The sequence below is a fragment of the Salicibibacter cibi genome (assembly GCF_016495865.1).
Lineage (GTDB): Bacteria > Bacillota > Bacilli > Bacillales > Marinococcaceae > Salicibibacter > Salicibibacter cibi.
Map to the genome: position 1 here is coordinate 3080731 of NZ_CP054706.1, position 22908 is coordinate 3103638.

Here is a 22908-nt window from a genome sequence, read left to right on the forward strand (position 1 = left end):
TTACCATTAGTTTTATAGATAAACCATTGTTTTATCTATAAAACATAGAATTTTTAGGAGGAATATGAAATGTCTAATAATTTTTCAATTGAGGAATTTGAGAAGAAATACGTGGCTAGGCTTCAGGATCGTAAACTTGATTGGAATGTATTGAAATTTCAAGAAGAGATTGATCCAGCTTATCAGCGTGCACAAATGCGATATATAGGCCGGGGAGCTACTGCAAATAACGACCCCGACGTTATTGAAGCTGAACACTTTACTCTTAGTACGATGGTACTGCCTCCAGGATGCGTCGGTCCTTTACACCATCACGATGATGTTGAAGAAGTATTCTTTATCCTGAAGGGGAAAGTCAAAGCCCTTATACAAGAAAATAGTTACAGTGAAGTTTATGAAATTGAATTGAACGAAAGAGATTGTATCAGTAGCCCACCAGGGGTATTTCGTGGAATTAAAAATATTGGTGAAGAGGAGGCTTTAATGCTCGTTATGTTGGGAGCAAACAAACCTAACATACCAACTTACCCAGAAGGAAGCGAGCTAGAAAAAGTACGAAAAGAGCGTACAAAAGAAAGAGAAGCAACTATTAAGGGTGAATAATATTTCTCAAAAAATAAAGTAATTTCACTTTATTTATGCAGATGTATTTAAAATAACATGGTTCCGGCATAATGATTATGTTCTAGGGCCATTCCTTCTTTATTAAATAGCTGCTGGTCAAAGTTAAATGATTTCTATAAAGTGTTTTAGCTCTATTATAGATTAGAAAGGGTGTATATGATTATGATTAACCAAAAACTACTCTCAATTATACTTTGTGGGGTGTTATTTTTTTTAGTTGGCTGTAATGATTCTACAGGGAATGAAGGAGAAGAATTAACTGAAGTAACATTTGCAGAACCTACAAATATTTTATCTTTTGCCCCTCTGTATGTAGCTATTGAAGAAGGTTTTTTTGAAGAACAGGGTATTGAACCAGAAGTATCTTCAGGAGGAGGCGGATCCCAAGTAATTGCTACTTTGTTGTCAGATCAAGCTGATTTTGCAATAAATGCACCACGAGCCATGTTTCCTCCCATTGAAGACGGAGAAGATTTGGTAGCTATTCAATCTTTAAATTCTGCGTTAACATTTGAGTTAGCCGTATCTAATGAATATATGGAAGAAAACAATATTACAGAAGATTCTTCATTAGAAGATAGGGTTAGCGCTTTAAATGGGGCGACTATTGGGACCAACGAAGTGGGAGACTCTGGAGATGTTTATATGCGTTATTTAATGCAATTATATGGAGAAGATCCTTCTACCCTTGAAATGGTTAATCTACAAGGGAACGGCCCTAAAATTGGAGGGATGCAAGAAAACACTGTAGATGGTGGTGTTGCTTCTCCGCCGTTTTATTTACTATCACAAGAAGAAGGTACTGGAGATTTACTGTTTCAAGCGAGTGAGGAGCCCATGTATGAAGATTTAGTATGGGAAGTGGTCTTTGGAAAAAGAGACTTCATAGAAGAAAACCCTGAATTAGCTACAAATGTGGTTCTTGCAATTGGTCAGGGTATAGAATTTTCTCGGGAAAATCCAGATGAAGCAGCGGAATCAATTATATCTTATTTTGATGGAATAGATGTAGAAATATTGGAAGAAGCCTTAGTAGGAATGGAAGAAACATTTCAAGGATATGGAGAGATGAGCCAAGATGCTTGGGATAATGCTCAAGATCCCTTACTTGAATTTAATGAATTATCTGGAGTAAATACTGAACATGACACTGAAGAGGGTAATCTATGGACAAATGAGTATATTGACAATGCATTCCAGCAAGATTAAGAAATAAGTTTAAACATACAATCGAATTGTATACTATACAAGGGGGGGAAGTATTATGAAACAAGTAGAAGATCATTATAAGCTATCGACGCAATATTTAAATGTTACCTACGTGAATGAAAAGACAAACACTGAAACCGTAGCATTACAAAATATTAACATAAATATAACCGATGGTGAATTTATCTGTATAGTCGGACCAAGTGGATGCGGAAAAACAACTCTTTTAAATACGATAATTGGTTTTGTTAAACCGAGTAAAGGAACTATTTTATTAGATAATGAAAAAGTCGAGGGACCGACTAAGGACAGATCAATGGTTTTTCAAACCCCTAGTCTTTTACCATGGAGGACAGTATTTAAAAATGTAATTTACGGAGTTGAAATACAAAATAGGGATTCAGACGAAACTCGAAAGTTAGCCTACGATTATATAGAAATGGTTGGTCTAAAAGGTTTTGAAAACTCGTATCCCCATGAACTATCCGGAGGTATGCAACAAAGAGCGAACTTAGCTAGGGCATTAACAGTAGATCCTTCTCTTTTATTGTTAGATGAACCTTTTTCTGCATTAGATGCGCAAACTAGAGAGTTTATGCAACAGGAGTTACTTCGAATATGGAGTGAAACTAAAAAAACAAGTATATTTATTACTCATCAAATAGACGAGGCAGTTTATTTAGCAGATAGAGTAATTGTTCTAGGTGCAAGACCTGGACGTGTGGTTGATACAGTAGATATTAACATTCCAAGACCAAGAAAATTAAATATTAAACGTACCCCTGAGTTTTTAAAACATAGCGATCATATTTGGTCCTTAATCGAAAAAGAATCATCTTAAAAGGGAGGGAAAATTATGGCTAAGAGTGAAGCAATTCAGGAGAAATCTGATCTGAAAGAAAAGAATTCTAAAAAATTCGGAGAAAGAAAAAAGGGGTTAGTGATAAGTACTTTCTCAGTTATTTCGTTTCTTTTAATATGGGAAATTGCCTCTTATAATGAGTGGGTAAACCCGCTATTTATAAGCTCCCCCATAGAAATTGGTCAGGCATCCATAGGCATGATACAAGATCCAACTTTTTGGGGCAATATGAGTGTTAGTGGTTATCAATTTGGTGTCGGATTTCTTTTAGCAATGGCTGTTGGTATACCCATGGGCATATTATCTGGATGGAATTCTACTGTAAATTCTCTAGTCATTCCTTTCATTTCTGCATTATATGTTACACCTAAAGTAGCCTTGCTACCTGTGATTATTATTGCCTTTGGTATTGGTCCTGCTTCAAAAATTGTAATTGTATTTTTGATGGCATTTTTTCCAATTGTCATGAGTGCCCAAAAGGCAATGAATACTTTGGATCAAGATCTAATAAAAGCTGCTCGTAGTTTTACAGCGAATGATATACAAATCTTTAAAACAATAGCTCTTCCATCAACTGTTCCATTTTTATTGAATGGGATTCGATTAGGCATTGGTCAAGGGTTAATAGCTGTAGTAGTTGGGGAGATGTTTGCTTCAACAGCCGGTATTGGTTATCAATTAACTAGTGATGGACAAAATTTGCAGACAGATCAAATGTTCGTAGGGGTGTTAGTTATTACTTTAACAGGTGTTACTCTTACTGCATTATTGGGGCTAATTGAGAGGCGCTTTTCCAGATGGAAACCTTAAAAAAATTTTCATTAGCTTCCGAACGACTGCCTGTTTTCAATTAACTTTCATTCCTGTATTGGCAAGACAAGATAATGAAACGGGCTCAAATCGAAGGGGTGCAGTGAGTTCTCGTTACAGAGGAAAAGGAATTAGAGAAGAGGGTTGTGGCCTTGTGCGGTTGGTGACCGACAAGCAGAGATACGACGCTCATCGGATGGTGCTATGAGCGATTGGGCAGGGAATGAAGCTCATATTTTAAGGAGTAACCCTCGGTTACTCCTTAGCTTTCACTTTATATATCCACACTTTCTCCCGGCTGCAGTGCCCGGCCTTTAATCGGCGACAGTTCATCAACGAACTTTTGCCCGTCTTGTTCAATCAGCGGGAAGGTGTTGTAGTGAATCGGAACGACAAGTTCCGGGTTAATCCATTCCGTTGCAATTTTCGCGTCATCCGGTCCCATCGTAAAATTGTCCCCGATCGGCAGAAAGGCAACGCTTATATCATTATGGTCACCGATTAGTTTCAGGTCAGAGAACAGGGCTGTGTCTCCGGAATGATAGAGTGTCTTGTTATCAGCTGTAAATAAAATCCCGGTGGGCATGCCCGTGTAAATGATTTGCCCGTCTTCCTCGGCATAGGACGAACTATGCCAAGCCGGCGTCAATTTGACATGTCCAAATTTAAATTGGTAGCCGCCGCCAATATTCAACGGGTGCGTTTCCAGACCTTTTGAACCAAGGTATCCGGCAAGTTCATGCGTCGCTACGACAAGGGCGTTTGATCGCTTGGCGATAGCTACCGTGTCCCCAAGGTGATCCTGATGTCCGTGGGTAAGTAAAATCGCATCCGGATTTACATCTTCCGGTTGAATGTCACATGTCCCATTCCCGGTAATAAAAGGATCAATCAGAACATTTGCATCGGGTGTCTCAATTTCGATAAAAGATTGGCCGTGAAAAGTTAGTTTCATTGTTTTCCATCCCCTTATTTATAATTCTAAAGCATCTATTTCCGAATGAATGAATAATTAAACGTGTTTTTTGTCAAAAGAAGCAAGGGCTTCGTCCACATTTGCAGACGCAATGCTTTGCGCTTGGCCGACTGCCTCATACGTTAATTTCCCTGCAATCGTATTCAGGCCTTTCTTCAAACTTTCATCATCGCCCATGGCTTGCAATAAGCCTTTGTTCGCTAGATTCGATACGTACGGCAGTGTGACGTTCGTAAGTGCCATCGTGGCCGTTCGCGGAACAGCGCCCGGGATGTTGGCAACTGCATAGTGGACAATGTCGTGTTTGACATAGACCGGATCATCATGCGTAGTGATACGGTCCACTGTTTCGAAAATTCCCCCTTGGTCAACGGCAATATCGACCAATACCGACCCCGGCTGCATCGTTTTTAACGTTTCTTCCTTCACGAGTGTCGGCGCTTTTGCGCCGGGGATAAGAACGGCACCAATGACAAGATCAGCTTCCCGGACGGCTTGATCAATTGAAACAGGATCAGACATCCGTACGTTGATCTGCGAACCAAACAAATCATCAAGCTCGCGAAGCCTTTGCGGATTGAGATCGAGAACCGTGACGTTCGCACCCAAACCGAGCGCAATTTTTGCCGCATTGGTACCGGCTACGCCTCCACCGATAATCGTTACGTTCCCGCGCTGTACCCCGGGAACACCGGAAAGCACAATCCCTTTGCCGCCTTTCGTTTTTTCCAGATATTGCGCACCCATTTGCGTGGACATACGCCCGGCTACTTCACTCATCGGCATCAAAAGCGGCAGTGACCCGTCAGCTAATTGAACGGTTTCATAGGCTATAGAAGTCACTTCATTGTCCAACAGTGCTTTCGTTAACTCCGGTTCGGCGGCCAAATGCAAATATGTAATCAATAATTGATTTTTTCTAAAATATTGATATTCAGACGGCAGAGGCTCCTTCACTTTCACGATCATCTCTGCTCCCCATGCCTCTTCCGCATTGTTTACGATTACAGCCCCCGCTTTTTCATACTGCTCATCCGTGAAACTTGAACCTTCTCCCGCTTTCGTTTCCACGAGCACCTGGTGTCCTTTTTGTTTTAACTGCACGACAGCTGCTGGTGTGAGTGACACGCGATTTTCCTGATTTTTAATTTCCCTCGGTATGCCGATTTGCATATTCCCCGCCCCCCTAAGCATTAGTCTTTAAGATTCTTCCACCGGTTGGTCATTTTTCTTCCATCTCCACGTGTACAGTTCGCTATCTCCGTTTCGCCAACGGATATCCATGCTTTCCATTTTCGGAAATTCTTCTTTGATCCGTTCCGCCAACGTCTCTGCTTTTACATTTTCATTGACATTAATGAGCGCTGCCATGTTGTCCACTTGCGTTCTTGCTTCTTCAGCCCGCAACACCCGATCCCCATGTTGGAACTCATAATAATCGGGACTATCATACTTCCATTGATACACTTCTTCATCCGCTTCAATGGTTACCCGGATCGAGAACATGTCCATCAATTCATCGGCGCGAACCTGGCCAAGAAAAGAAGTTAGCAAAAGCAACACGGCCATCACGATAAAAAGAAGCTTTTTCACACTGATCACCTCAGTATCTAAGGTGACCTGTTTCCGTATTTTTATTCATGCCTCCGGCGATGAATCACATCGGCGCCTCCGGTTACTTCAACAATCGTGCCGGTAACCATATCCGCATCATCGTCAGCAAAGTAAAGCACCGTGCGTGCGATATCCTCCCCTGTTCCGGAACGGCCCACCGGTGTATGAGCGTCTGGGTGCTTCCTGCTTTCAGCAATCGTGCTTTCTTTCCATTCTCCGACAATCATCCCGGGACAAACCATATTCGCCGTAATCCCATGCTCCGCTTCTTCAATGGCCACGGTCCTGATCAGAGAAGCCAACCCAGCTTTTGCTGCCCCAAATGCTCCGCGATACAGCCACCCCGGTGCATTGCCAACATCTTGATAGCCATAAGCGATAATGCGTCCGAATTTTTGCTTCCGCATTTGCGGCAAAGCTTGTTGCAACATCGTGAACATCGCCGTTAAGTTCCCGCTCACCATTTCCTTCCATTCATCAGCCTGGTAATCATGGATTTTTTTTCGTTCAAATATGTACGGACCTGCATTGTTAACCAATACATCCAAACGGCCGAATCGTTGGATCGCGGCGGCGAATAAACGCTCTATGTCCCCTTGATCGGTTACATCGGCCTGTACCGCGTGCAAGCGAGTGTCATCCAACTCCAATGCGGCGCGCAAATGTTGAACCGCTTGCGCATCATTTCTGTAACTGACCGTAACGGTGTATCCTTCATACAAAAGGGCTTCGGTCACTTTGCGCCCAAGCCCTTTCGCACCTGCCGTAACGATTGCGTGCCTCATCTCCGGATCCTCCTGCTATCTTTCTTTTCATTTTACTACGTTTTCATTCGGAATAAAAGATCGAAGGCTTTTTCTTCAACAGTCCCAAAATATAGGCACTGTTTCCGGAAACGCGAAAATATCTATTCCCTCCGTTTGGGGAATTACAAAGTGGAAAACGAAACCTTATATTAGGGATTGCTGAACAACTTGCAGCTATCAGCTGAAGCCGGGATGTCACTTCCATGGCTTCGCTTTCCGCGGACGAACGGTCAAACCTCCTCGCGCAAAACCGTCGCTGCGGGGGCTTGACGCGTCCGTTTTGATGTCTACGCCATTGCTGCGTCATGATTTCCTTGCATCCAGTTTTGGCAACGCCAACGGAAAATGCTTATGTGCCAGTCTTTTTCCGTTATTCAGCAGTCCCTATATTAGATGGCCCGACTCAATATTCGATTAAGAAATGGTTTGTACTTTGACTTCACCCTATTCCTGCTAATCTTTGTCCTTTTCTTCTTTTGCATGTGCTTTCTTCTCGTCGTCACTTGCAATCTGGTAACTTTTTAGCATCTGCTCATGGACGATCTCGTCCCCGTCTTTTTTCTTTTTCAATGAATTTTCACGTTTAAAATCTTTCTTCAACGGGTACACCTACTTCTAGATATTTTTATTTATTTTTCCCTTAATCCACCGCACTATACCTTTGAAGGAGGAAATTAAATGCGTCGTTACAACAAAATTTTGGTAGGGGTCGATGGTTCCAATGAATCAAGCTTCACCTTTGAACAAGCATGTGAATTTGCCGTAGATCAAAATGCAACCTTGTACATTACCACAGTGATCGATACGAAGACGTTTGCAACGATCGAACGCTTCGATCGCCAAATCGTCAAAAAAGCTGAAGAGCAAGGGTATGAAACGCTTAACAGGTTTAAAGAGAAAGCATTAGAAAAAGGCGTTCCGAACGTGGAAACCATATTGGATTTCGGCTCCCCGAAAGTTCGCATCACGCGGCACATCGCGCCAAACCATGACATTGATCTGATATTGGCCGGTGCGACAGGCGCAAATCGTGTCGAACGAATGGTTATCGGCAGTGTATCCGAAGCAATTGTGCGCCACGCGCCTTGTGATGTACTTATCGTTAGATGGGACCGGCAATTGTCGAGCGAAGATGACGGACAGTTGGAAGAATAAACAAAGAAAGTTGGAAGGCAATTTGAGTGCAACACTTGTATCATCCTGGAAGTAGCCTATAACAGATCTATAATATAGGGATTGCTGAACAACTTGTAGCTATCAGCTGAAGCCGGGATGCCGCTTCCATGGCTTCGCTTTCCGCGGACGAACGGTCAAGCCTCCTTGCGCAAAACCGGCGCTGCGGGGGCTTGACGCGTCCGTTTTTCCGCTGGAGTCTCGCCATTGCAGCGCCATCCCTCCGTACATTGCCCGAAGTGCAAGGGTTTTTTTGCTTATAGGATGGATTTCCTTGCATCCAGCTTTGACAACACCAACGGCAAATGCTTATGTGCCAGTCTTTTTCCATTATTAAGCAGTCCCTAATATAAGAAAGCTGTACAAAAAACCCCAGCCGAAGCCGGGGTTTTTTATTATCAAAATTACTGAAGCAACTGAAGAACCGATTGCGGCTGCTGATTTGCTTGTGCGAGCATGGACTGAGATGCTTCTGAAAGAATATTGTTCTGTGTGAACTCCATCATTTCTCGAGCCATGTCAACGTCTCTAATGCGTGATTCTGCTGCCTGGAGATTCTCAGAAGCATTATCCAAATTTGAAATGGTATGTTCCAGCCGATTCTGCACAGCACCGAGGTTGGAACGCTCGGAAGAAACAGTATCGATGGCCGTTTGAATGTCATCAATCGCGCTGCTTGCATCCTCCTGGGTTAAAACATTAATACCTGCTCCTTCAGAACCCGTCGTCATTGTATAGCCGCCATCTCCATCTTCATCAATATTTAATGGTTCCGCATCACCAATAACAGCAAGTTCTTCTCCATCATCTCCATCAATAGCTTCAACATCGCTCTCGCTATACCAGCTACCATCAACATCTACAGCGACAGTTTCTCCGTTCCTTTCATTTACCAGAACGTCTTGACCATCAACGCCATGAACGGTGTCCGTATCTGTTTCTAACTCAATTACGCGCTCTCCGCCTTCAACACCCAAGCTTTCGGCATCCATGTTATCAATGCTTATGCTGATGTCTTGTCCTTCATTTGCCCCAATATGGAAGGTCATCTCTTCGAATTCGCCATTCAATAAATCCTGATTATTAAAGGATGTATCTCTTGCTATTCGATCAATTTCTTCTGCCAATTGATCGACTTCGTCTTGTATCGCCTGTCGATCTTGTCCTTCGTTTGTGTCATTGGCTGATTGAGTGGCCAACTCACTCATTCGTTGCAGAATTTGATGCGTTTCATCCAAAGCTCCTTCTGCCGTTTGGATTAAAGAAATCCCGTCTTGTGCATTATTGCTGGCTTGATCCAGCCCTCGAATCTGCGCCCGCATTTTCTCGGAAATCGAAAGCCCTGCTGCGTCATCACCGGCGCGGTTAATCTGCTCCCCTGATGACAATTTTTCCATTGAGGATTGCATATTGTTTTGATTAATCCCCAATTGGCGATGGGCGTTCATCGCGCTTAAGTTGTTATTAATGATCATATAGATCTCCTCCGTCGTGGAAATTTTTTAGGGAACGTCCTTTTTCCCTATTATATACAAACTCCTGTTTAGGAGACTGTATCACTCTTGATGGCGTGTCCGATTTCTTTAGTCTCTTCCTCAGTAAATTCTTAGGGGCATCGCCTCACTCTTCATATCGGCATTACTAGATTTTCTTTTAGTGTTTTTGATATAAATCATAGATATTTAAATAAAGACCTTTTCCACGAAAAGAGCCGCCTACATCAACATGTAGGCGGCTCTTTTTCTACTTTTCAATCGCCAATCGTTCTTTCCACCTGTCAATGACCTTGCGAACTTGCGTAAAGCCCGTGCCTCCTTCGCTGTTGCGGCGGGCCACCACTTGATAGGGGGCGAGCGTTTCGTAAATGTCTTCCTCGAAGCGGTCACTCGCCTCTCGGAAGACGGAAAGCGGACACTCGGCGAGGACGATGTCGTTTTCAATACAGTGAAGGACAAGTTTCCCTACCACTTCATGGGCTTCCCTGAACGGCATGCCTTTGGTGGCAAGATAGTCGGCGAGTTCCGTTGCATTGGAAAAATCCGAAGATACGGCTTGTGCGGTTGTTTTTTCATGGACAACCATTGAATCAACCATCCCCGTGAAAATCTTCAATGAACCTTTGACGGTTATAACCGCATCAAATACGCCTTCCTTGTCTTCTTGCATATCTTTGTTATAGGCCAATGGCAAGCTTTTTAATGTCGTTAACAAACTTACAAGACTACCATATACACGGCCTGTTTTGCCCCGAACGAGCTCTGCCATATCCGGGTTCTTTTTTTGCGGCATAATGCTGCTTCCGGTGGCAAATGTATCGTCAAGTTCAACAAAGCTGAATTCCTCGCTCGACCAAAGGATGATTTCTTCAGACAACCGGGATAAATGCATCATAATCGTAGAAGCGATACTTAAAAATTCAAGCAGGTAATCCCGATCGCTCACCGCATCCAGGCTATTTTCATAGATCGCTTCAAAGCCTAACGCTTCCGCCGTTTGCCTACGATCGATCGGGAAGGTCGTTCCTGCGAGCGCACCGGCGCCGAGCGGTGAGATGTTCACGCGTTTCAAGCTGTCACTCAGCCTGTCCGCATCACGATCCAACATCGCCACATACGCAAGCAAATGATGCCCTATGGATATAGGCTGTGCTCGTTGCAAATGGGTATACCCAGGGATCATCGTTTCCGTATGTTCTTCAGCCCGGGTCACTAGCACCCGTTGGAAATCGCGAATCATCGCGATGATCGCTTCCGTTTCTTCACGCATAAAAAGATGCATATCTGTTGCAACTTGATCATTTCGACTGCGAGCGGTATGAAGTTTTCCGGCAACCTCGCCGATTTCTTCCGTTAACAATCTCTCGATGTTCATATGAATATCTTCATATTTTACATCAAAGGATAGCTCTCCGTTTACTGCTTTTTTTTCCAACGTGGCAAGGCCATCGTGAATCTTTTGTCCTTCTTCCTCGCTAATAATATTGCAAGAACGGAGCATGGCCACATGTGCCATGCTCCCTCGAATATCCTGGTCGACGAGTTTTTGGTCAAACCCGATCGACGCGCCGAATTCATCAACCCAGGCTTCCGCTTCTTTTGTAAATCGACCGCCCCACAGTTTCGTCATACTTCCACACCGTTCTTATTGACTTTGCTGTGCACTTTCGTCGGTAATCCCCATAATTGCATAAAACCGACGGCTGCATTGTGGTCAAACTCATCTTCCGGCGTGTATGTCGCCAATTTTTCATCATAAAGGGTGTATGGAGAAGTGCGCCCCTCAACAATGGCATGGCCTTTAAACAGTTTTACGCGAACCTTGCCGGTGACACTTTTCTGAGACTCTTTTATAAATGCTTCCAATGCCGGTCGCAAAGAAGCGAACCAGAGCCCTTTATAAATGAGTTCTGTCAATTCTTTCGATACGACCGGTTTAAAATGAGCCATTTCACGCGGCAGCGTCAAATCTTCTAGTTCCTTGTGAGCGGTTAAAAGCGTCATCGCCCCCGGGCATTCATATACCTCACGGGATTTGATGCCGACGAGGCGGTTTTCCACGTGATCAATTCGTCCAATGCCATGGGCGCCCGCTTTTTCATTCAAGTGCATGATCAGTTGGTCGAGTTCATAAGCGACACCATCGACGGCAACCGGTTTGCCTTGCTCAAAGTCGATTTCAATAACCTCAGGCGTATCCGGTGTTTTTTCAAGCGGATTCGTTAAGTCGTAAGCGCCCTCCGGCGGTGTTGCCCACGGATCTTCAAGAATACCGCATTCATTGCTGCGTCCCCAAAGGTTTTCATCGATAGAATATGGGTTATCGAGATCGATGGGAATCGGGATATTATGTTTTTTTGCGTATTCAATTTCTTCATCACGGGACCAACCCCACTCACGCACAGGTGCAATGACATCAAAATCCGGATTTAGTGCTTGAATGGAAACTTCAAAGCGGACTTGGTCGTTTCCTTTTCCGGTACAGCCGTGGGCAATTGTGCCTGCACCTGTTTGCTCGGCAATCTCCACGAGTTTTTTCGCGATCAACGGACGTGAAAGGGCGGAAACAAGCGGATACTTTTGCTCATACATGGCTTGCGCTTGAAGGGCAGGCAAGACGTATTCTTCTGCGAATTCTTTTTTTGCATCAACTGTATACGATTGGGTCGCTCCTACATCCAACGCTTTCTGCTTCACCGTTTCCAAGTCTTTTCCTTCCCCGACATCCAAACCAACCGCGATGACTTCATACCCTTGATCCATCAACCAACGAACGGCAACGGATGTGTCCAGCCCACCTGAATAAGCTAAGACAACTTTCTCTTTATTCATGCGATCTCCTCCAATTTATCGTAATAGAACCGAATAAAAATTCTTTTTTAGTTATTTTTATGCATTGTTGTGTAAAAAAAAGAGGACGGAAACTCCTCTGTAATTTCTATTTTTAACTTTATCATGCTTTTCGCCGAAACTCAATACTTATACATAATTTTTTATACAGTGGAACTTCCATCAGAGCTGGGGTTCCTCTGATGACTAGTTGAACCAATCGGGGTGTTAGTCGCCCGTTAACTCTCGCTCACGGGGTTGAAGAGGGGGTTTTACGGGCGCTGACTACCGGGATAAAAATGTATCTTTAGTCAAATGGTGATCACAAATAAGACGGCTGTTACATCCTACCTTATCCTTGTTCATGCCAACGCTCCAGCAAATATCGTTTTTCATAATAAACACCGGAGATGTCAGAAACTTGTTTTGCCAATCGGTAATTGCTATACGCTCCGTATGCAATGCCAATCAAAGGAACGCCTTGGATGAGTTTTTTCCGCAACATAAAAATCATCGCCAATTTTCCGATTTGCCGAAGCGGTTGCTGCAGCCATTCCTCATTGATAATTTGTTCGCTTCCGTTATAAAAGCCCGGAAAAGCGCCAACAATATTCTCTTTCTCCGACTCAAGCGCTTTCCACCCTTGGAATTGAGTAAAGGAAGGGGAGGAACCGACCTCAAACACTTTCAAGGCAATCATCATTTCCGCCGGGTGACGCATATCGTAACCAAAAGCGAGCGCGGATAACTGCACCGTGCGCAAGTTGATGGCCATAAGCAGCGGGAGGTCTGCCGCAAGTAAAAACGGACCGCCAAACCCGGTGATGCCTCCCTGGCCAAAAGCGAACAGCCGCTGTTTGGCCACCATTTGCATACGAATGAATTGATTTTGTTCGAGCGTCAATTTTCGTACGTCCGTTATGGTTGTAATATCGTCCCGAAATACACGGGCCGTCGCGAGAATACGTTCTTCAACTTCCCGCTGCACGTTTGCATTTAAAATCATGCTCTGTGTATAAAAAAGAAAACGATCAACACCTTCGATCACTTTTTCCTGCCATTTTTTTGGCAACCGTGATAATGCTTCCGCTTGCAACTCTTGCACGGACCATGTTTCCATCTCCCGATCTTCAAAATAGCGCTCTTCCCACTCGCGAATAGCATGTAATCGTTCTTCTATTTGCTCCGGTGACGATGGCATGACGACGTGTCCTCCTTTATCCGTTTTTGGAATGAAAAAACTGTTCGAACCATTCATTGATGCGCTTGATCATGTCATTTAACGCTTCCGCCCGCGTAAAGGATGGTAGTTCAGCGAATAATGCTTGTGGCGGAGCCTGTACACCCGGACCGTTCTTTTGCAACAGCCAAATGCTCTTGGCGTATTGGTCGTTTTTAAACATGGATTCCGGCAATTGCAAAAGGCCGAGCGTTACCGCTTCCTTTTTCACAAAATGATGCAAAGCTTCCGCGCCTTCGCGCGTAAACATCGTGTTCGGAATCAAATACACGGCGAATCCGCTCTGTTTAAGTGCACTCCAGGAATTTTCAAAGATTGCGTATTCAGCAGGCATTCGCCCCTCTTCGGGGTGTGTTTGAAAATCGGAAACGACCTCATCATGTGTATAATAGCCGACGGGCAAATCCGATACAATGACATCAACTTCGGGAAGTCCCCGTTGGCTGACGCTATCCATTTGCAAAATCTGCAGAGAATGGCGTTGTAAATTTGCCATTGCAAATGCGATACGGACTAACGCATCATCAACTTCAGCACCGATCGCTCCCTCCGCCTGATCTGTTTCATTCAGAATAGCCGTCAACAAATTCGCGGTACCCATCGCCGGGTCAAACAACCGAATGTTTTGTTCTTCGCCGATGAGTTTTTTTAGCAAGTAGGAGACAAAGAAAGCGACACCATCCGGGGTCATGGCATGATGGGGCTGGACGTTTTCCTTCATTCCTTTTAGGATCGCCAATTGGAAAGCTTTGCGCACGACTTCCCGATCCAATTCCCCTTTCGGAGCGCCCGTCAACAATCGCTTAATTTTTTCTTGTACAGACTCGGAAAAAGGTTGATCGACAACACCTTGGTATAAAATATCGCCCGCTTCCGCTAATGCATCCAAGTATGTATATGTATGTTCTTCGCTTATCGTTATTGCCATTTCATCCAATGCATGAAAAAGTTGTTCAATCTTCGTTTGTTCTGCCAATCCCGCTCACCTCACGACTTTTATTTTACCACAGAATGGCAATGATTAAAAAACGCCTATATCGAAAAAATACCCCAGCATAGGCTGAGGTTCGTCTGATTTTACATCGTTTACGATGGTAAGGCTATCCCTCATAGGGTGGGATACTTGCTTTCGTGGTACAATATCGGCTTTGCCGTCCAGAAGTTTGCTTCATTTCGTTTCTTTTGCTGCCGAAATAGCCGCATCATAATTTGGGTGTTCCGTTACTTCAGGCACGTATTCCGCGTGTGTAACCATCCCGTTGCTATCGAGCACGAACACGCCCCTTGCAAGCAGCCGCATTTCCTTGATGCCGATCCCGAATGCTTCTCCGAATGAGAAATCACGGTGGTCCGAAAGCATGGTGAGGTTATCGATGTCCTCTGCGGCACACCACCGTTTTTGCGCAAACGGTAAATCCGCGCTAATCGTCAGCACTTCAACGTTGTCCAATTTTGCCGCCTCTTCGTTAAATCGCCGTGTCTGTTTGGCGCAAACACCTGTATCAACCGAAGGGACCACGCTAATAACTCGGACTTTCCCCTGATGATCCCCCAAACGATGCGCTTGCATGCTCGTATCGAGCGCTTGGAAATCCGGTGCCTGATCTCCTTTTATCACTTCTGTCCCGATTAATGTCACGGGATTCCCATTGAATGTTACGTTTGCCATGATTAGTTCGCCTCCTCAGGTTCTTTTCTTTCCTCAAAGCTGTACCCTTTTTTGGCAAAAGAAAAACAACCCGGCTAAAGACGTCCATCAGTTAATCGATATGCGGATAGTGTCGATCATCGGCTTGAGGTGGCTCATGATGATCATCACGAATCAGCTGTTTTATTTTCTCAACGACTTGCGGTGCAAGTTCGAGCAGTTTCTCATAAAAATGGGCTTGGTTATCAAGGTGAATCATTTTCACTCCGGCCGTGCCGACGATAAGGAACGCAATCGGGGTAATAGAAACACCCCCGCCACTTCCCCCGCCAAAGGGGTAACTGTCTTCATCGTCGTAGGCTTCTGTTCGTTCCGTCACGATTTGGCTTCCGCCGGCGGCAAAACCGAATCCCACTTTTGATACAGGCACGATGACGCTACCGTCCGGTGTTTCGACGGGATCGCCGATAATCGTATTGACATCAACCATTTCTTTAATATTTTCCATCGCTGTTTTCATTAAGCCTTGAATCGGATGTTCTGACATAAACGTTATGCCTCCTTCGATACATTTCGATCCTGAGGGTTATGTTTAGGAGTTTGTTTTTTTCCTTTACGGACATGAATCAAAACCCGGATCAATCCACGCATAGCGTTCCCGACAGAAAACGATACTATACAGGATAGAGAGGTGCGAAAAAAAGCTACTTGAAAGACAGGCGTTACGTTTAAATGGGGCAAATGTTTGACCGTCATCAACTTTGCAATGAGCGCAAAAACCGCTGATTTCCCCGTCCAGGCAAATCCGGATATGGTGCCTGTAGTTGCGGCATCACCGGTACCGAGAACGGACTCCCATCGAAATTCGTGCACACGGATGTTTTTCAGAAAGCGTCGGGCAATTGTCGTAAAACCTGTGACACGGTCCAAGGTGGACTGCACCGTTTCCTTCTGTTTTTCCACATCCGTCGGCGTGCCCTGCTTTTCTGACTTCTTCGTTTTTTTCTTACTGAATGCGCCGGAGGTTTGTACGTCATAATCAACGGAAAAAGAATCATCATCCATTTTTATCGCAGGGATGTCCCACCGCTTTTTGATGAGTCCCCGGAGAACGGATATCGTCAAGGTCCCTTCGTTGTTCCGCCCCTGTTGGGTATAGCTTACGTGAACCCTAACACGGATAAAAAGACACAAAATCAACAGCAGGACAATGAGGAGTCCAAAAAGAACCCAAATCATAGCAATCACCATTGTCAGTATGGGCATCTCTCGAAGGGGCTAAACGCATAATAGGAATAGGTATCCTGTATGTAGGATGGCAACATGCGGGAAGCTAAAGAGGCGTAGTAAATATTAGAGAAAAAAGGGGTTGAAAACCATGAAGAAGAATGTGGGAACACTCGATGCAATCATGCGCATCACTTGCGGTTTAACGGGCTTGGCTTGGAGTACCTCAAAAATGTCCAAACACTATGACCGGACAATGCCTATGCTCGTTTCGATTTATTCGGCAATGAAAGTCGCGGAAGGAATCACGCGTTATTGCCCGGTCATGGGCATGTTAAATGTGAACAGCGAGAAATGGTTGTCACGTAACCGTAACGATCCATCCCCATCTTCGGGCGAAAATGTGCAAGCACTCACCCGTTCTCATTAACACTTTAGATGAAAAAACCGCATCCTCGGTTAGGATGCGGTTCTCTTTTGTTACTCATCATCATGGTCATTCTTGTTTTTGCGTCGGTCAAGAACAACCCGTGTGTCGGCAAGCAGATCATGAACGCCTGCTTTTTGCGGATGTAGACCGACAAGGATGTACATCAGGTTTGTAAAACCGAGGACGCGATGGATCATGCGCCCCGCGACTTCTCGAAAGAACACGTCTCCCCACGTTAACGGACCGCCGTCTTCTCGTTGCACACGCAAGCCAAAAATCATTTTTCCGAGGGTCTGCCCGACCAATTTCGTCATGATGCCGAAATAAACATAGGCGACAACGGAAGTAAGAAGGCCGACAACCGTAATTCCAAAAAATAACGTCGGAGAGGCATCGAGGAACATGAAAATCGGTCTGATAAACAAAGCATTCAGAGAAAAGACGATAAGCAGGTCCACCAAGTAAGCCCAAACACGCATCCAAAAACCGGCATACATGCTCACTTCAACGGAATGAGACGTTTTGTTCTGCATGGTTTCGCCTTCGTTTTGAGTTTGATGGCCTCCAAACCTTTCTTCTTTTTCATTATAAGGTATGTCCAAAGTACACCCCTCCTTTACTGCTCATATAAATACATTAACCTCGGTGAATTTTCTTGTTGAAGTGCCGTTATCAGCTCGGATAGTTCATTGGAATCATCGGTAAGCTGTTGCATTGCACCGCCAAACAGCGAACTAAATCCTCCCATTTGCGATTGGTAACGCACAACTTCCGGATTGCTGAGACCAAGATTTTCTTCCATCGTAACAATCGTATCGTCAAGACCGCCTAGACCGTCAATCAATCCGTTGTCCAACGCTTGATTTCCGGTATAGATACGGCCATCCGCCAAGTCTCTCACGGTATCCTCCGGCATCTCTCGCCCTTCAACAATAACGTCAACAAATTCATCCAACATTTCATCGGCCATCTCTTGCAATATTTCTTCTTCATCGTCTTCCATCTCTCGTGTTCCGCTCAAGATGTCTTTATAAGGCCCGGTTGTAATGGTATTATCTTCAACGCCTAAGTCTTCCAGCAACTCGGAAAAGTTCAAACCTCCGATGCCACCGGACAATACAACACCGATCGATCCGGTTAATGTAGATGGATGAGCAGCAATATAATCCGCCGGCGCTGACACATAGTAACCACCGGAAGCCGCCATTCCACCCATGGATGAATATACGGCCTTATCATACTCTTCCTGGGCTTCTACCACTTTATCATGGACTTCTTCGCTTTCAATAAGACCGCCGCCGGGGCTGTCCACATCGAGAACAATGCCATCGACCGTCGGATCTTCCATCGCGTTGTCAAACATATCAAGAATTTGTTGGTGGTTATACCCGGCGCTCATCAGTGGTGATTCTTCGCCCATATCCTGGATCACCCCGTCTAATTCAATCACCACAATTCGACCATCGGTCCCTTGCTCCATCACTTCTTCCATGAAAGGCTCTTCCAAGCCTGCACCTTCAATTGCCTGATCGAAATCAGTACTTACAATTGTTGCAAACAGATTAAACATTAATGAAACCCCTACGACAGCGACGGCTACAACCAGCGCCACCCAACGTTTTACATTCATACAATCCCTCTCTTTTAGAAAAATCGGCTTTATTCTCATCCTTTAAACTGTTTCATGTTCGTACATAATGCTTTCATCAACAATCGTGTATAAAGCCTTCATCTGCAATAGTTCATCAGGGTCTTCCATTGAAAGCGGATCACCGTCCAGCACGGTAAAATCCGCACGATACCCAGGGATGATCCATCCGTAATGGGCGTCATTCCCGCTTGCTTTCGCGCTTCCCTGCGTATATAACTGCACGGCCTCAAATGCGGATAGTTTCTCGTCCGGAAGAAAGCCTGCATGCGTTTCTTCCGGTTTGCGGCGCGTCATCGCCGCGTGTAAACCTAGTAACGGGGCGGGAGGTTCAATCGGAGCATCCGATCCGCCGGCGCACGCAAGACCATGTTGCAATAACGTCTTCCATGCATAAGAGTAAGAGAGCCGTTCTCTGCCCAAAAGTTTTTTTACCCACGGGAAATCAGAAACGGCAAAACGCGGTTGCAAATCAAGCACCACCGCCAATTGCTGCATTCGCCGGATTAACGATTTGTTCGCAATCTGCACGTGGATTAGCCGATCTTTTTTTCCTTCCGGCGGCGGATAAGTTTCAATGGCATCAAGGGTGTGCGCCAAAGCCGCGTCTCCGATCACATGGACGGCAACTGTCATTTCCTTCTTGCGAATGCGCTTCACAACAGCTTTTAACGCTTCCGGTGAATAAATCGCCACCCCATTGTTTTTCGGCTCATCGGTGTACGGCTCCAATAACCAAGCGGAATGGCTGCCCAATGAACCATCGGCAAATGTTTTTCGATAAGCGCCCAGCACACGTGAAAAACTGCCATAATAAGCAAGGTCCTCCGTATGTACGCCGGTAAGGCCTGTTTGAATCATATGGTCAAACGCGACTGTTAATGCCTTTTCCAACGCGGGTTCTGTGGGAGCGGGCGCGACACGTTGAATGAAGTCCTGTGCCTCATCCAATAGGAGCCCGGTCAATTCTCCCCTTTCATCTTTGGCGATCACCCCACCCGACGGATCCGGGGTTGAGCGATCAAGACCTGCCAGCTGTAGTGCTTTGCTGTTTACAATCATCGCGTGCCTGCATATACGTGTGAGCATAACAGGGCGTTCCGGAAAACGTTCATCCAATTCTTTTTTTCGGATCATATGCTGATCCGAAAAATTATTTTCGTTCCATCCTTCCCCAATAAGCCATTCCCTATCTTCCAACGTCGTTGCTTCGTTTTCCAACGCTCGCAAAAGTTGACTGCTGCTCGTTACCGATGAGAGGTTCAAACGCAATAAGTTTTGGCCGAAACCCATCATATGCGCGTGGCTGTCTACGAATCCCGGGAACATCGTGGCTCCTTGTAAATCGACATTCGATAAAATGCGAGGCTTGTAAGTTTTTTCAAGCGATTGCAATTCACCGACGTCCACAATACAGCCATTTTCGGTGAAAACAGCTTCGGCACGTGCACGCGCATGCTCCATCGTACGAATGATACCGTTATACCATAGCGTCCCCATTGATGCCCCCTGTCTCCCATATGAACCCATTAGGTTGTCACGTCTTATTTTCCCAAACAGATGCCTGAAATGCAATTATAGAGGTCAGAAACGGGAGATGAGAGGTGGGGGCTTTCCCGGACTTTTTTTGTACAACCTTTTAAAGCAATTCCTCGAACGCCGGACGCAAGGGCTCGTTCGCGTCAATCGTTAACGTCTCCCGATTTGATACGGCTTTTTCCAACATCTCGTCCATGTCTAAAAATGACTCGTAGAAATTGGCTTTTTCCCTTTTCGGTTTTGTTTTCGACGCTGCCGGCAAGAAAATGGTGCAACAGTCTTCATAAGGCAATATCGAAGTTTCAAACGTTCCTATTCGCTCGGCGATATCCGTCACTTCAATTTTGTCCATCGTGATCAGCGGGCGCAAAACCGGCAAATTGGCGACTTCTTCGATGGTATGCATACTCGCGAGCGTCTGCGACGAAACTTGTCCAAGACTTTCCCCATTTACGAGGGCGAGCGCCTCCCGTTCTCTCGCCACCCGTTCACTGATCCGCATCATCATCCGCCGCATGATCGTCATTTCGTAATTGGTCGCCACTTCTTTGTGAATATGTTGCTGTATTTCCGTAAACGGAATCACATGTAGGCGGATTGTCGTTCCATACCCGGCGAGAATACGGCTTAAGTCAATCACTTTCTGTTTCGCGCGTTCGTTCGTGAACGGCGGACTGTGAAAATGCACGGCTTCTAATTCTGCGCCGCGTTTTAACGCCAGATAGCCTGCTACCGGACTATCAATTCCTCCGGAAAGCATAAGCATTACTTTGTCCGATGAACCGACGGGTAATCCGCCCGGCCCCTGGATTTTTCCGGCGCTAATATACGTCCCGTGTTCACGCACTTCCACGAGCAATTCCACATCCGGGTGGTGAACATCGACCGTGATATCCGCCGTGTTTGTCAACACGTAGCCTCCAATTTCGTGATTCAACTGCTGCGAACGGATGGGAAAAGATTTAAAGGAACGACGCGCGCTCACTTTGAACGTTTTCGCATCCGGCTGATCTTGCAGAACACGTAACGCGGTTGCCTGAATATCCAACAATTCATGGCTTGTTTTTCGTGCATATGACAAGGAAGAGATGCCAAAAATACGCTGTAATTTTCCCATGATGGCTTCTGCGTCTTCATCATGGGTGTCCACGACTAACCTTCCGGTCGTACGTCTCGCTTTCGCCCCAGGAAAAGCAGCAAGCGCACGGTTAATGTTTCCTTTTAACATCCGTTCAAAATCTGCACGGTTTTTGCCTTTCAGGGCGATTTCACTGTATCGCACAAGAATATGGTCCACTTTCATCCTTTCACCTCATTCACGCGGCGGATTTCCGGTACTATTTCGTCAAGAGCTGATAGGAGTTGACGAATGTCCACTTCCTTCGTTTCATGAGAAAAGCTGAAACGAAGCCCTGTTTCCGCCCGTTCTTCATGGCCAAATTGGGCGGCGAGCACTTCACTTGCCGTTTGCAAACGGGACGCACAGGCGGACTTTGACGATACATGGATGTTCTTCTTCGTAAGCGCCTGAATCACAATTTCCGGACGGGTGCCGAGCACAGAAACGTTCACAATATGAGGGGCACTGGCTTTGTCCGGGGTGTTGACAGCTATCCCCTCACGCTCTCGACATGCTTGCATTAGTGCTTTTTTGTTTTTTTCCAACGTGGATTTAGCATCCTGATATTGCTCGAAGGATAAGCGCAACGCTTTTGCAAATGCCACGATTCCGGGAAGATTTTCCGTTCCCGAGCGCACGTTTTGTTCCTGGCCACCCCCATGAAATAAAGGCTCGACCTGGACCCCATTACGGATATAAACCAAGCCGGTGCCTTTAAGGCCGTGAATTTTATGGGCCGAGAATGTGCAAAGATCAATGCCGTTGTTTTTTAATTGCAGCGGCACTTTCGCCGCACCTTGAACGTGATCCACGTGAAAGCGAATCTTTTCTTGACTCTTCAGGTAATCCCCAATTTTTTCTATCGGCTGTATTGCCCCGGTTTCATGATTTACATGCATGATAGAGACGAGAATGGTTGTCTCTCGGATGGCTTCTTTTACATCTTGAAGGTGTACACGACCTTCCCGATCCACCGGAAGGTAGGTGACTTCGAATCCGTGGTTTTCCAAATAACGACACGTTTCCAGCACCGATGGGTGCTCAACGGTACTCGTGATGATATGGTTGCCGCGCCCGCGGCGGGCATAAGCGGCTCCCTTAATCGCTAGATTGTTCCCTTCGGTACCTCCCGAGGTGAACGTCATTTCTCCGGTATCTATATTCAGTATGTTCGCGATCGACTGCCTGGCTTTCCGTAATAATTGTTCCGCATCTGATCCGTAATCATGCAATGAAGACGGATTGCCGAAATGGCGAATCGCGGTTTTTTGATACGTATCCAGCACTTCATCGAAAGGCAAGCTCGTCGCGCTATTATCCAAATAAATCATGATTCAATCCCTCACATTGCTTACTTTCGGTCATACGGCATTTTATTATAGCATACCGTCGCATACTTGATGAAATGGAACTTATCTTAGTAAAACTTGGCCTCCGCCAAGTCTTTATAGTGGAAGCCTTAGTTTTACTTATCCTTTAATCCTTTACCTAAGTTAGTGACTGCTGACTAACGCGAGGAGGCTTGACCGTTCGTCCGCAGAAAGCGAACCATGGAAGCGGCATCCCGGCTTCAGCTGATAGCTGCATGTTGTTCAGCAATCCCTAAGTTAAACATTCTTAAAGGAGAAAAAAATGAGCCTTCCGCATCTAGAGACGG

At 45.4% G+C, this 22908-nt stretch carries 26 protein-coding genes; 6 read left to right on the plus strand and 20 right to left on the minus strand.

Going from position 1 to position 22908, the window contains the following annotated elements; all coding sequences use genetic code 11:
- Positions 1-69 precede the first annotated feature (69 nt).
- The 4 genes from HUG20_RS15260 to HUG20_RS15275 all read left to right on the plus strand — a co-directional run bounded on the left by HUG20_RS15260 (position 70) and on the right by HUG20_RS15275 (position 3505).
- Complete coding sequence (locus HUG20_RS15260; protein ID WP_200085551.1) at positions 70-603, plus strand: cupin domain-containing protein; 534 nt, start codon at positions 70-72, stop codon at positions 601-603.
- A 183-nt stretch (positions 604-786) separates the two neighbouring features.
- Positions 787-1833 (plus strand): ABC transporter substrate-binding protein, encoded by a 1047-nt coding sequence (locus tag HUG20_RS15265; RefSeq protein WP_200085552.1) that lies wholly within the window; start codon positions 787-789, stop codon positions 1831-1833.
- Between the two features lie 55 nt (positions 1834-1888).
- Complete coding sequence (locus HUG20_RS15270) at positions 1889-2674, plus strand: ABC transporter ATP-binding protein (RefSeq protein ID WP_200085553.1); 786 nt, start codon at positions 1889-1891, stop codon at positions 2672-2674.
- A 15-nt stretch (positions 2675-2689) separates the two neighbouring features.
- Entirely contained in the window at positions 2690-3505 is an 816-nt protein-coding gene (locus HUG20_RS15275) for an ABC transporter permease (RefSeq protein ID WP_200085554.1), read from the plus strand.
- 274 nt (positions 3506-3779) lie between these two features.
- Here HUG20_RS15275 and HUG20_RS15280 read toward each other — a convergent pair whose 3' ends face one another.
- The 6 genes from HUG20_RS15280 to HUG20_RS15305 all read right to left on the minus strand — a co-directional run bounded on the left by HUG20_RS15280 (position 3780) and on the right by HUG20_RS15305 (position 7501).
- Positions 3780-4460 carry a metal-dependent hydrolase gene (locus HUG20_RS15280; RefSeq protein ID WP_200085555.1) on the minus strand — a complete coding sequence of 227 codons (681 nt, stop codon included), beginning with the start codon at positions 4458-4460 and terminating at the stop codon, positions 3780-3782.
- 57 nt (positions 4461-4517) lie between these two features.
- Complete coding sequence (ald, locus tag HUG20_RS15285; protein WP_200085556.1) at positions 4518-5654, minus strand: alanine dehydrogenase; 1137 nt, start codon at positions 5652-5654, stop codon at positions 4518-4520.
- 27 nt (positions 5655-5681) lie between these two features.
- Entirely contained in the window at positions 5682-6074 is a 393-nt protein-coding gene (locus tag HUG20_RS15290) for a hypothetical protein (protein WP_200085557.1), read from the minus strand.
- 41 nt (positions 6075-6115) lie between these two features.
- Positions 6116-6880 carry an SDR family oxidoreductase gene (locus HUG20_RS15295; protein WP_200085558.1) on the minus strand — a complete coding sequence of 255 codons (765 nt, stop codon included), beginning with the start codon at positions 6878-6880 and terminating at the stop codon, positions 6116-6118.
- A gap of 43 nt (positions 6881-6923) precedes the next feature.
- A complete protein-coding gene (locus tag HUG20_RS15300) occupies positions 6924-7208 on the minus strand; it encodes a hypothetical protein (protein WP_200085559.1) in 285 nt (94 codons plus the stop codon).
- Positions 7209-7354: 146 nt separating this feature from the next.
- Positions 7355-7501 carry a hypothetical protein gene (locus HUG20_RS15305; protein ID WP_200085560.1) on the minus strand — a complete coding sequence of 49 codons (147 nt, stop codon included), beginning with the start codon at positions 7499-7501 and terminating at the stop codon, positions 7355-7357.
- A gap of 78 nt (positions 7502-7579) precedes the next feature.
- Between HUG20_RS15305 and HUG20_RS15310 the strand changes: the two genes are divergently transcribed.
- The gene (locus HUG20_RS15310) at positions 7580-8056 is read left to right on the plus strand and encodes a universal stress protein (protein WP_200085561.1); all 477 of its coding nucleotides are present in this window, start codon (positions 7580-7582) and stop codon (positions 8054-8056) included.
- Positions 8057-8158: 102 nt separating this feature from the next.
- Here HUG20_RS15310 and HUG20_RS19620 read toward each other — a convergent pair whose 3' ends face one another.
- From HUG20_RS19620 to HUG20_RS15350, 9 genes are all read right to left on the minus strand, one after another.
- Positions 8159-8293, minus strand: a complete 135-nt coding sequence (locus HUG20_RS19620; RefSeq protein WP_281392434.1) for a hypothetical protein — start codon at positions 8291-8293, stop codon at positions 8159-8161.
- Between the two features lie 185 nt (positions 8294-8478).
- On the minus strand, positions 8479-9549 hold the full coding sequence (locus HUG20_RS15315; RefSeq protein WP_200085562.1) for a flagellin N-terminal helical domain-containing protein: 1071 nt from the start codon (positions 9547-9549) through the stop codon (positions 8479-8481).
- Between the two features lie 268 nt (positions 9550-9817).
- Positions 9818-11200 carry an argininosuccinate lyase gene (gene argH, locus HUG20_RS15320; protein WP_200085563.1) on the minus strand — a complete coding sequence of 461 codons (1383 nt, stop codon included), beginning with the start codon at positions 11198-11200 and terminating at the stop codon, positions 9818-9820.
- Complete coding sequence (locus HUG20_RS15325) at positions 11197-12402, minus strand: argininosuccinate synthase (protein ID WP_200085564.1); 1206 nt, start codon at positions 12400-12402, stop codon at positions 11197-11199. Before HUG20_RS15325 ends, argH begins: the two co-directional genes overlap by 4 nt.
- Positions 12403-12751: 349 nt before the next feature.
- The gene (locus HUG20_RS15330) at positions 12752-13600 is read right to left on the minus strand and encodes an EcsC family protein (RefSeq protein WP_200085565.1); all 849 of its coding nucleotides are present in this window, start codon (positions 13598-13600) and stop codon (positions 12752-12754) included.
- Between the two features lie 16 nt (positions 13601-13616).
- Positions 13617-14615 carry a class I SAM-dependent methyltransferase gene (locus HUG20_RS15335; RefSeq protein ID WP_200085566.1) on the minus strand — a complete coding sequence of 333 codons (999 nt, stop codon included), beginning with the start codon at positions 14613-14615 and terminating at the stop codon, positions 13617-13619.
- A gap of 192 nt (positions 14616-14807) precedes the next feature.
- Positions 14808-15308, minus strand: a complete 501-nt coding sequence (tpx, locus tag HUG20_RS15340) for a thiol peroxidase (RefSeq protein WP_200085567.1) — start codon at positions 15306-15308, stop codon at positions 14808-14810.
- 91 nt (positions 15309-15399) lie between these two features.
- Positions 15400-15834 carry a GerW family sporulation protein gene (gene ytfJ / locus HUG20_RS15345; RefSeq protein WP_200085568.1) on the minus strand — a complete coding sequence of 145 codons (435 nt, stop codon included), beginning with the start codon at positions 15832-15834 and terminating at the stop codon, positions 15400-15402.
- Between the two features lie 5 nt (positions 15835-15839).
- Positions 15840-16412, minus strand: coding sequence for a DUF2953 domain-containing protein (locus HUG20_RS15350; RefSeq protein WP_200085569.1), 573 nt, complete (start codon positions 16410-16412; stop codon positions 15840-15842).
- A 253-nt stretch (positions 16413-16665) separates the two neighbouring features.
- Here HUG20_RS15350 and HUG20_RS15355 point away from each other — a divergent pair, with 253 nt between their 5' ends.
- Positions 16666-16944, plus strand: a complete 279-nt coding sequence (locus HUG20_RS15355; RefSeq protein ID WP_200085570.1) for a YgaP family membrane protein — start codon at positions 16666-16668, stop codon at positions 16942-16944.
- 50 nt (positions 16945-16994) lie between these two features.
- Here the strand turns inward: HUG20_RS15355 and HUG20_RS15360 are convergent, their stop codons facing one another.
- From HUG20_RS15360 to HUG20_RS15380, 5 genes are all read right to left on the minus strand, one after another.
- Entirely contained in the window at positions 16995-17546 is a 552-nt protein-coding gene (locus HUG20_RS15360) for an RDD family protein (protein WP_246476441.1), read from the minus strand.
- Positions 17547-17560: 14 nt separating this feature from the next.
- Positions 17561-18574 (minus strand): signal peptide peptidase SppA, encoded by a 1014-nt coding sequence (sppA, locus tag HUG20_RS15365; protein WP_200085571.1) that lies wholly within the window; start codon positions 18572-18574, stop codon positions 17561-17563.
- A gap of 42 nt (positions 18575-18616) precedes the next feature.
- The gene (locus HUG20_RS15370) at positions 18617-20092 is read right to left on the minus strand and encodes an amidohydrolase (protein WP_200085572.1); all 1476 of its coding nucleotides are present in this window, start codon (positions 20090-20092) and stop codon (positions 18617-18619) included.
- A 139-nt stretch (positions 20093-20231) separates the two neighbouring features.
- Complete coding sequence (thiI, locus tag HUG20_RS15375) at positions 20232-21434, minus strand: tRNA uracil 4-sulfurtransferase ThiI (RefSeq protein ID WP_200085573.1); 1203 nt, start codon at positions 21432-21434, stop codon at positions 20232-20234.
- A complete protein-coding gene (locus HUG20_RS15380) occupies positions 21431-22582 on the minus strand; it encodes a cysteine desulfurase family protein (protein ID WP_200085574.1) in 1152 nt (383 codons plus the stop codon). Before HUG20_RS15380 ends, thiI begins: the two co-directional genes overlap by 4 nt.
- Positions 22583-22908: the final 326 nt, after the last annotated feature.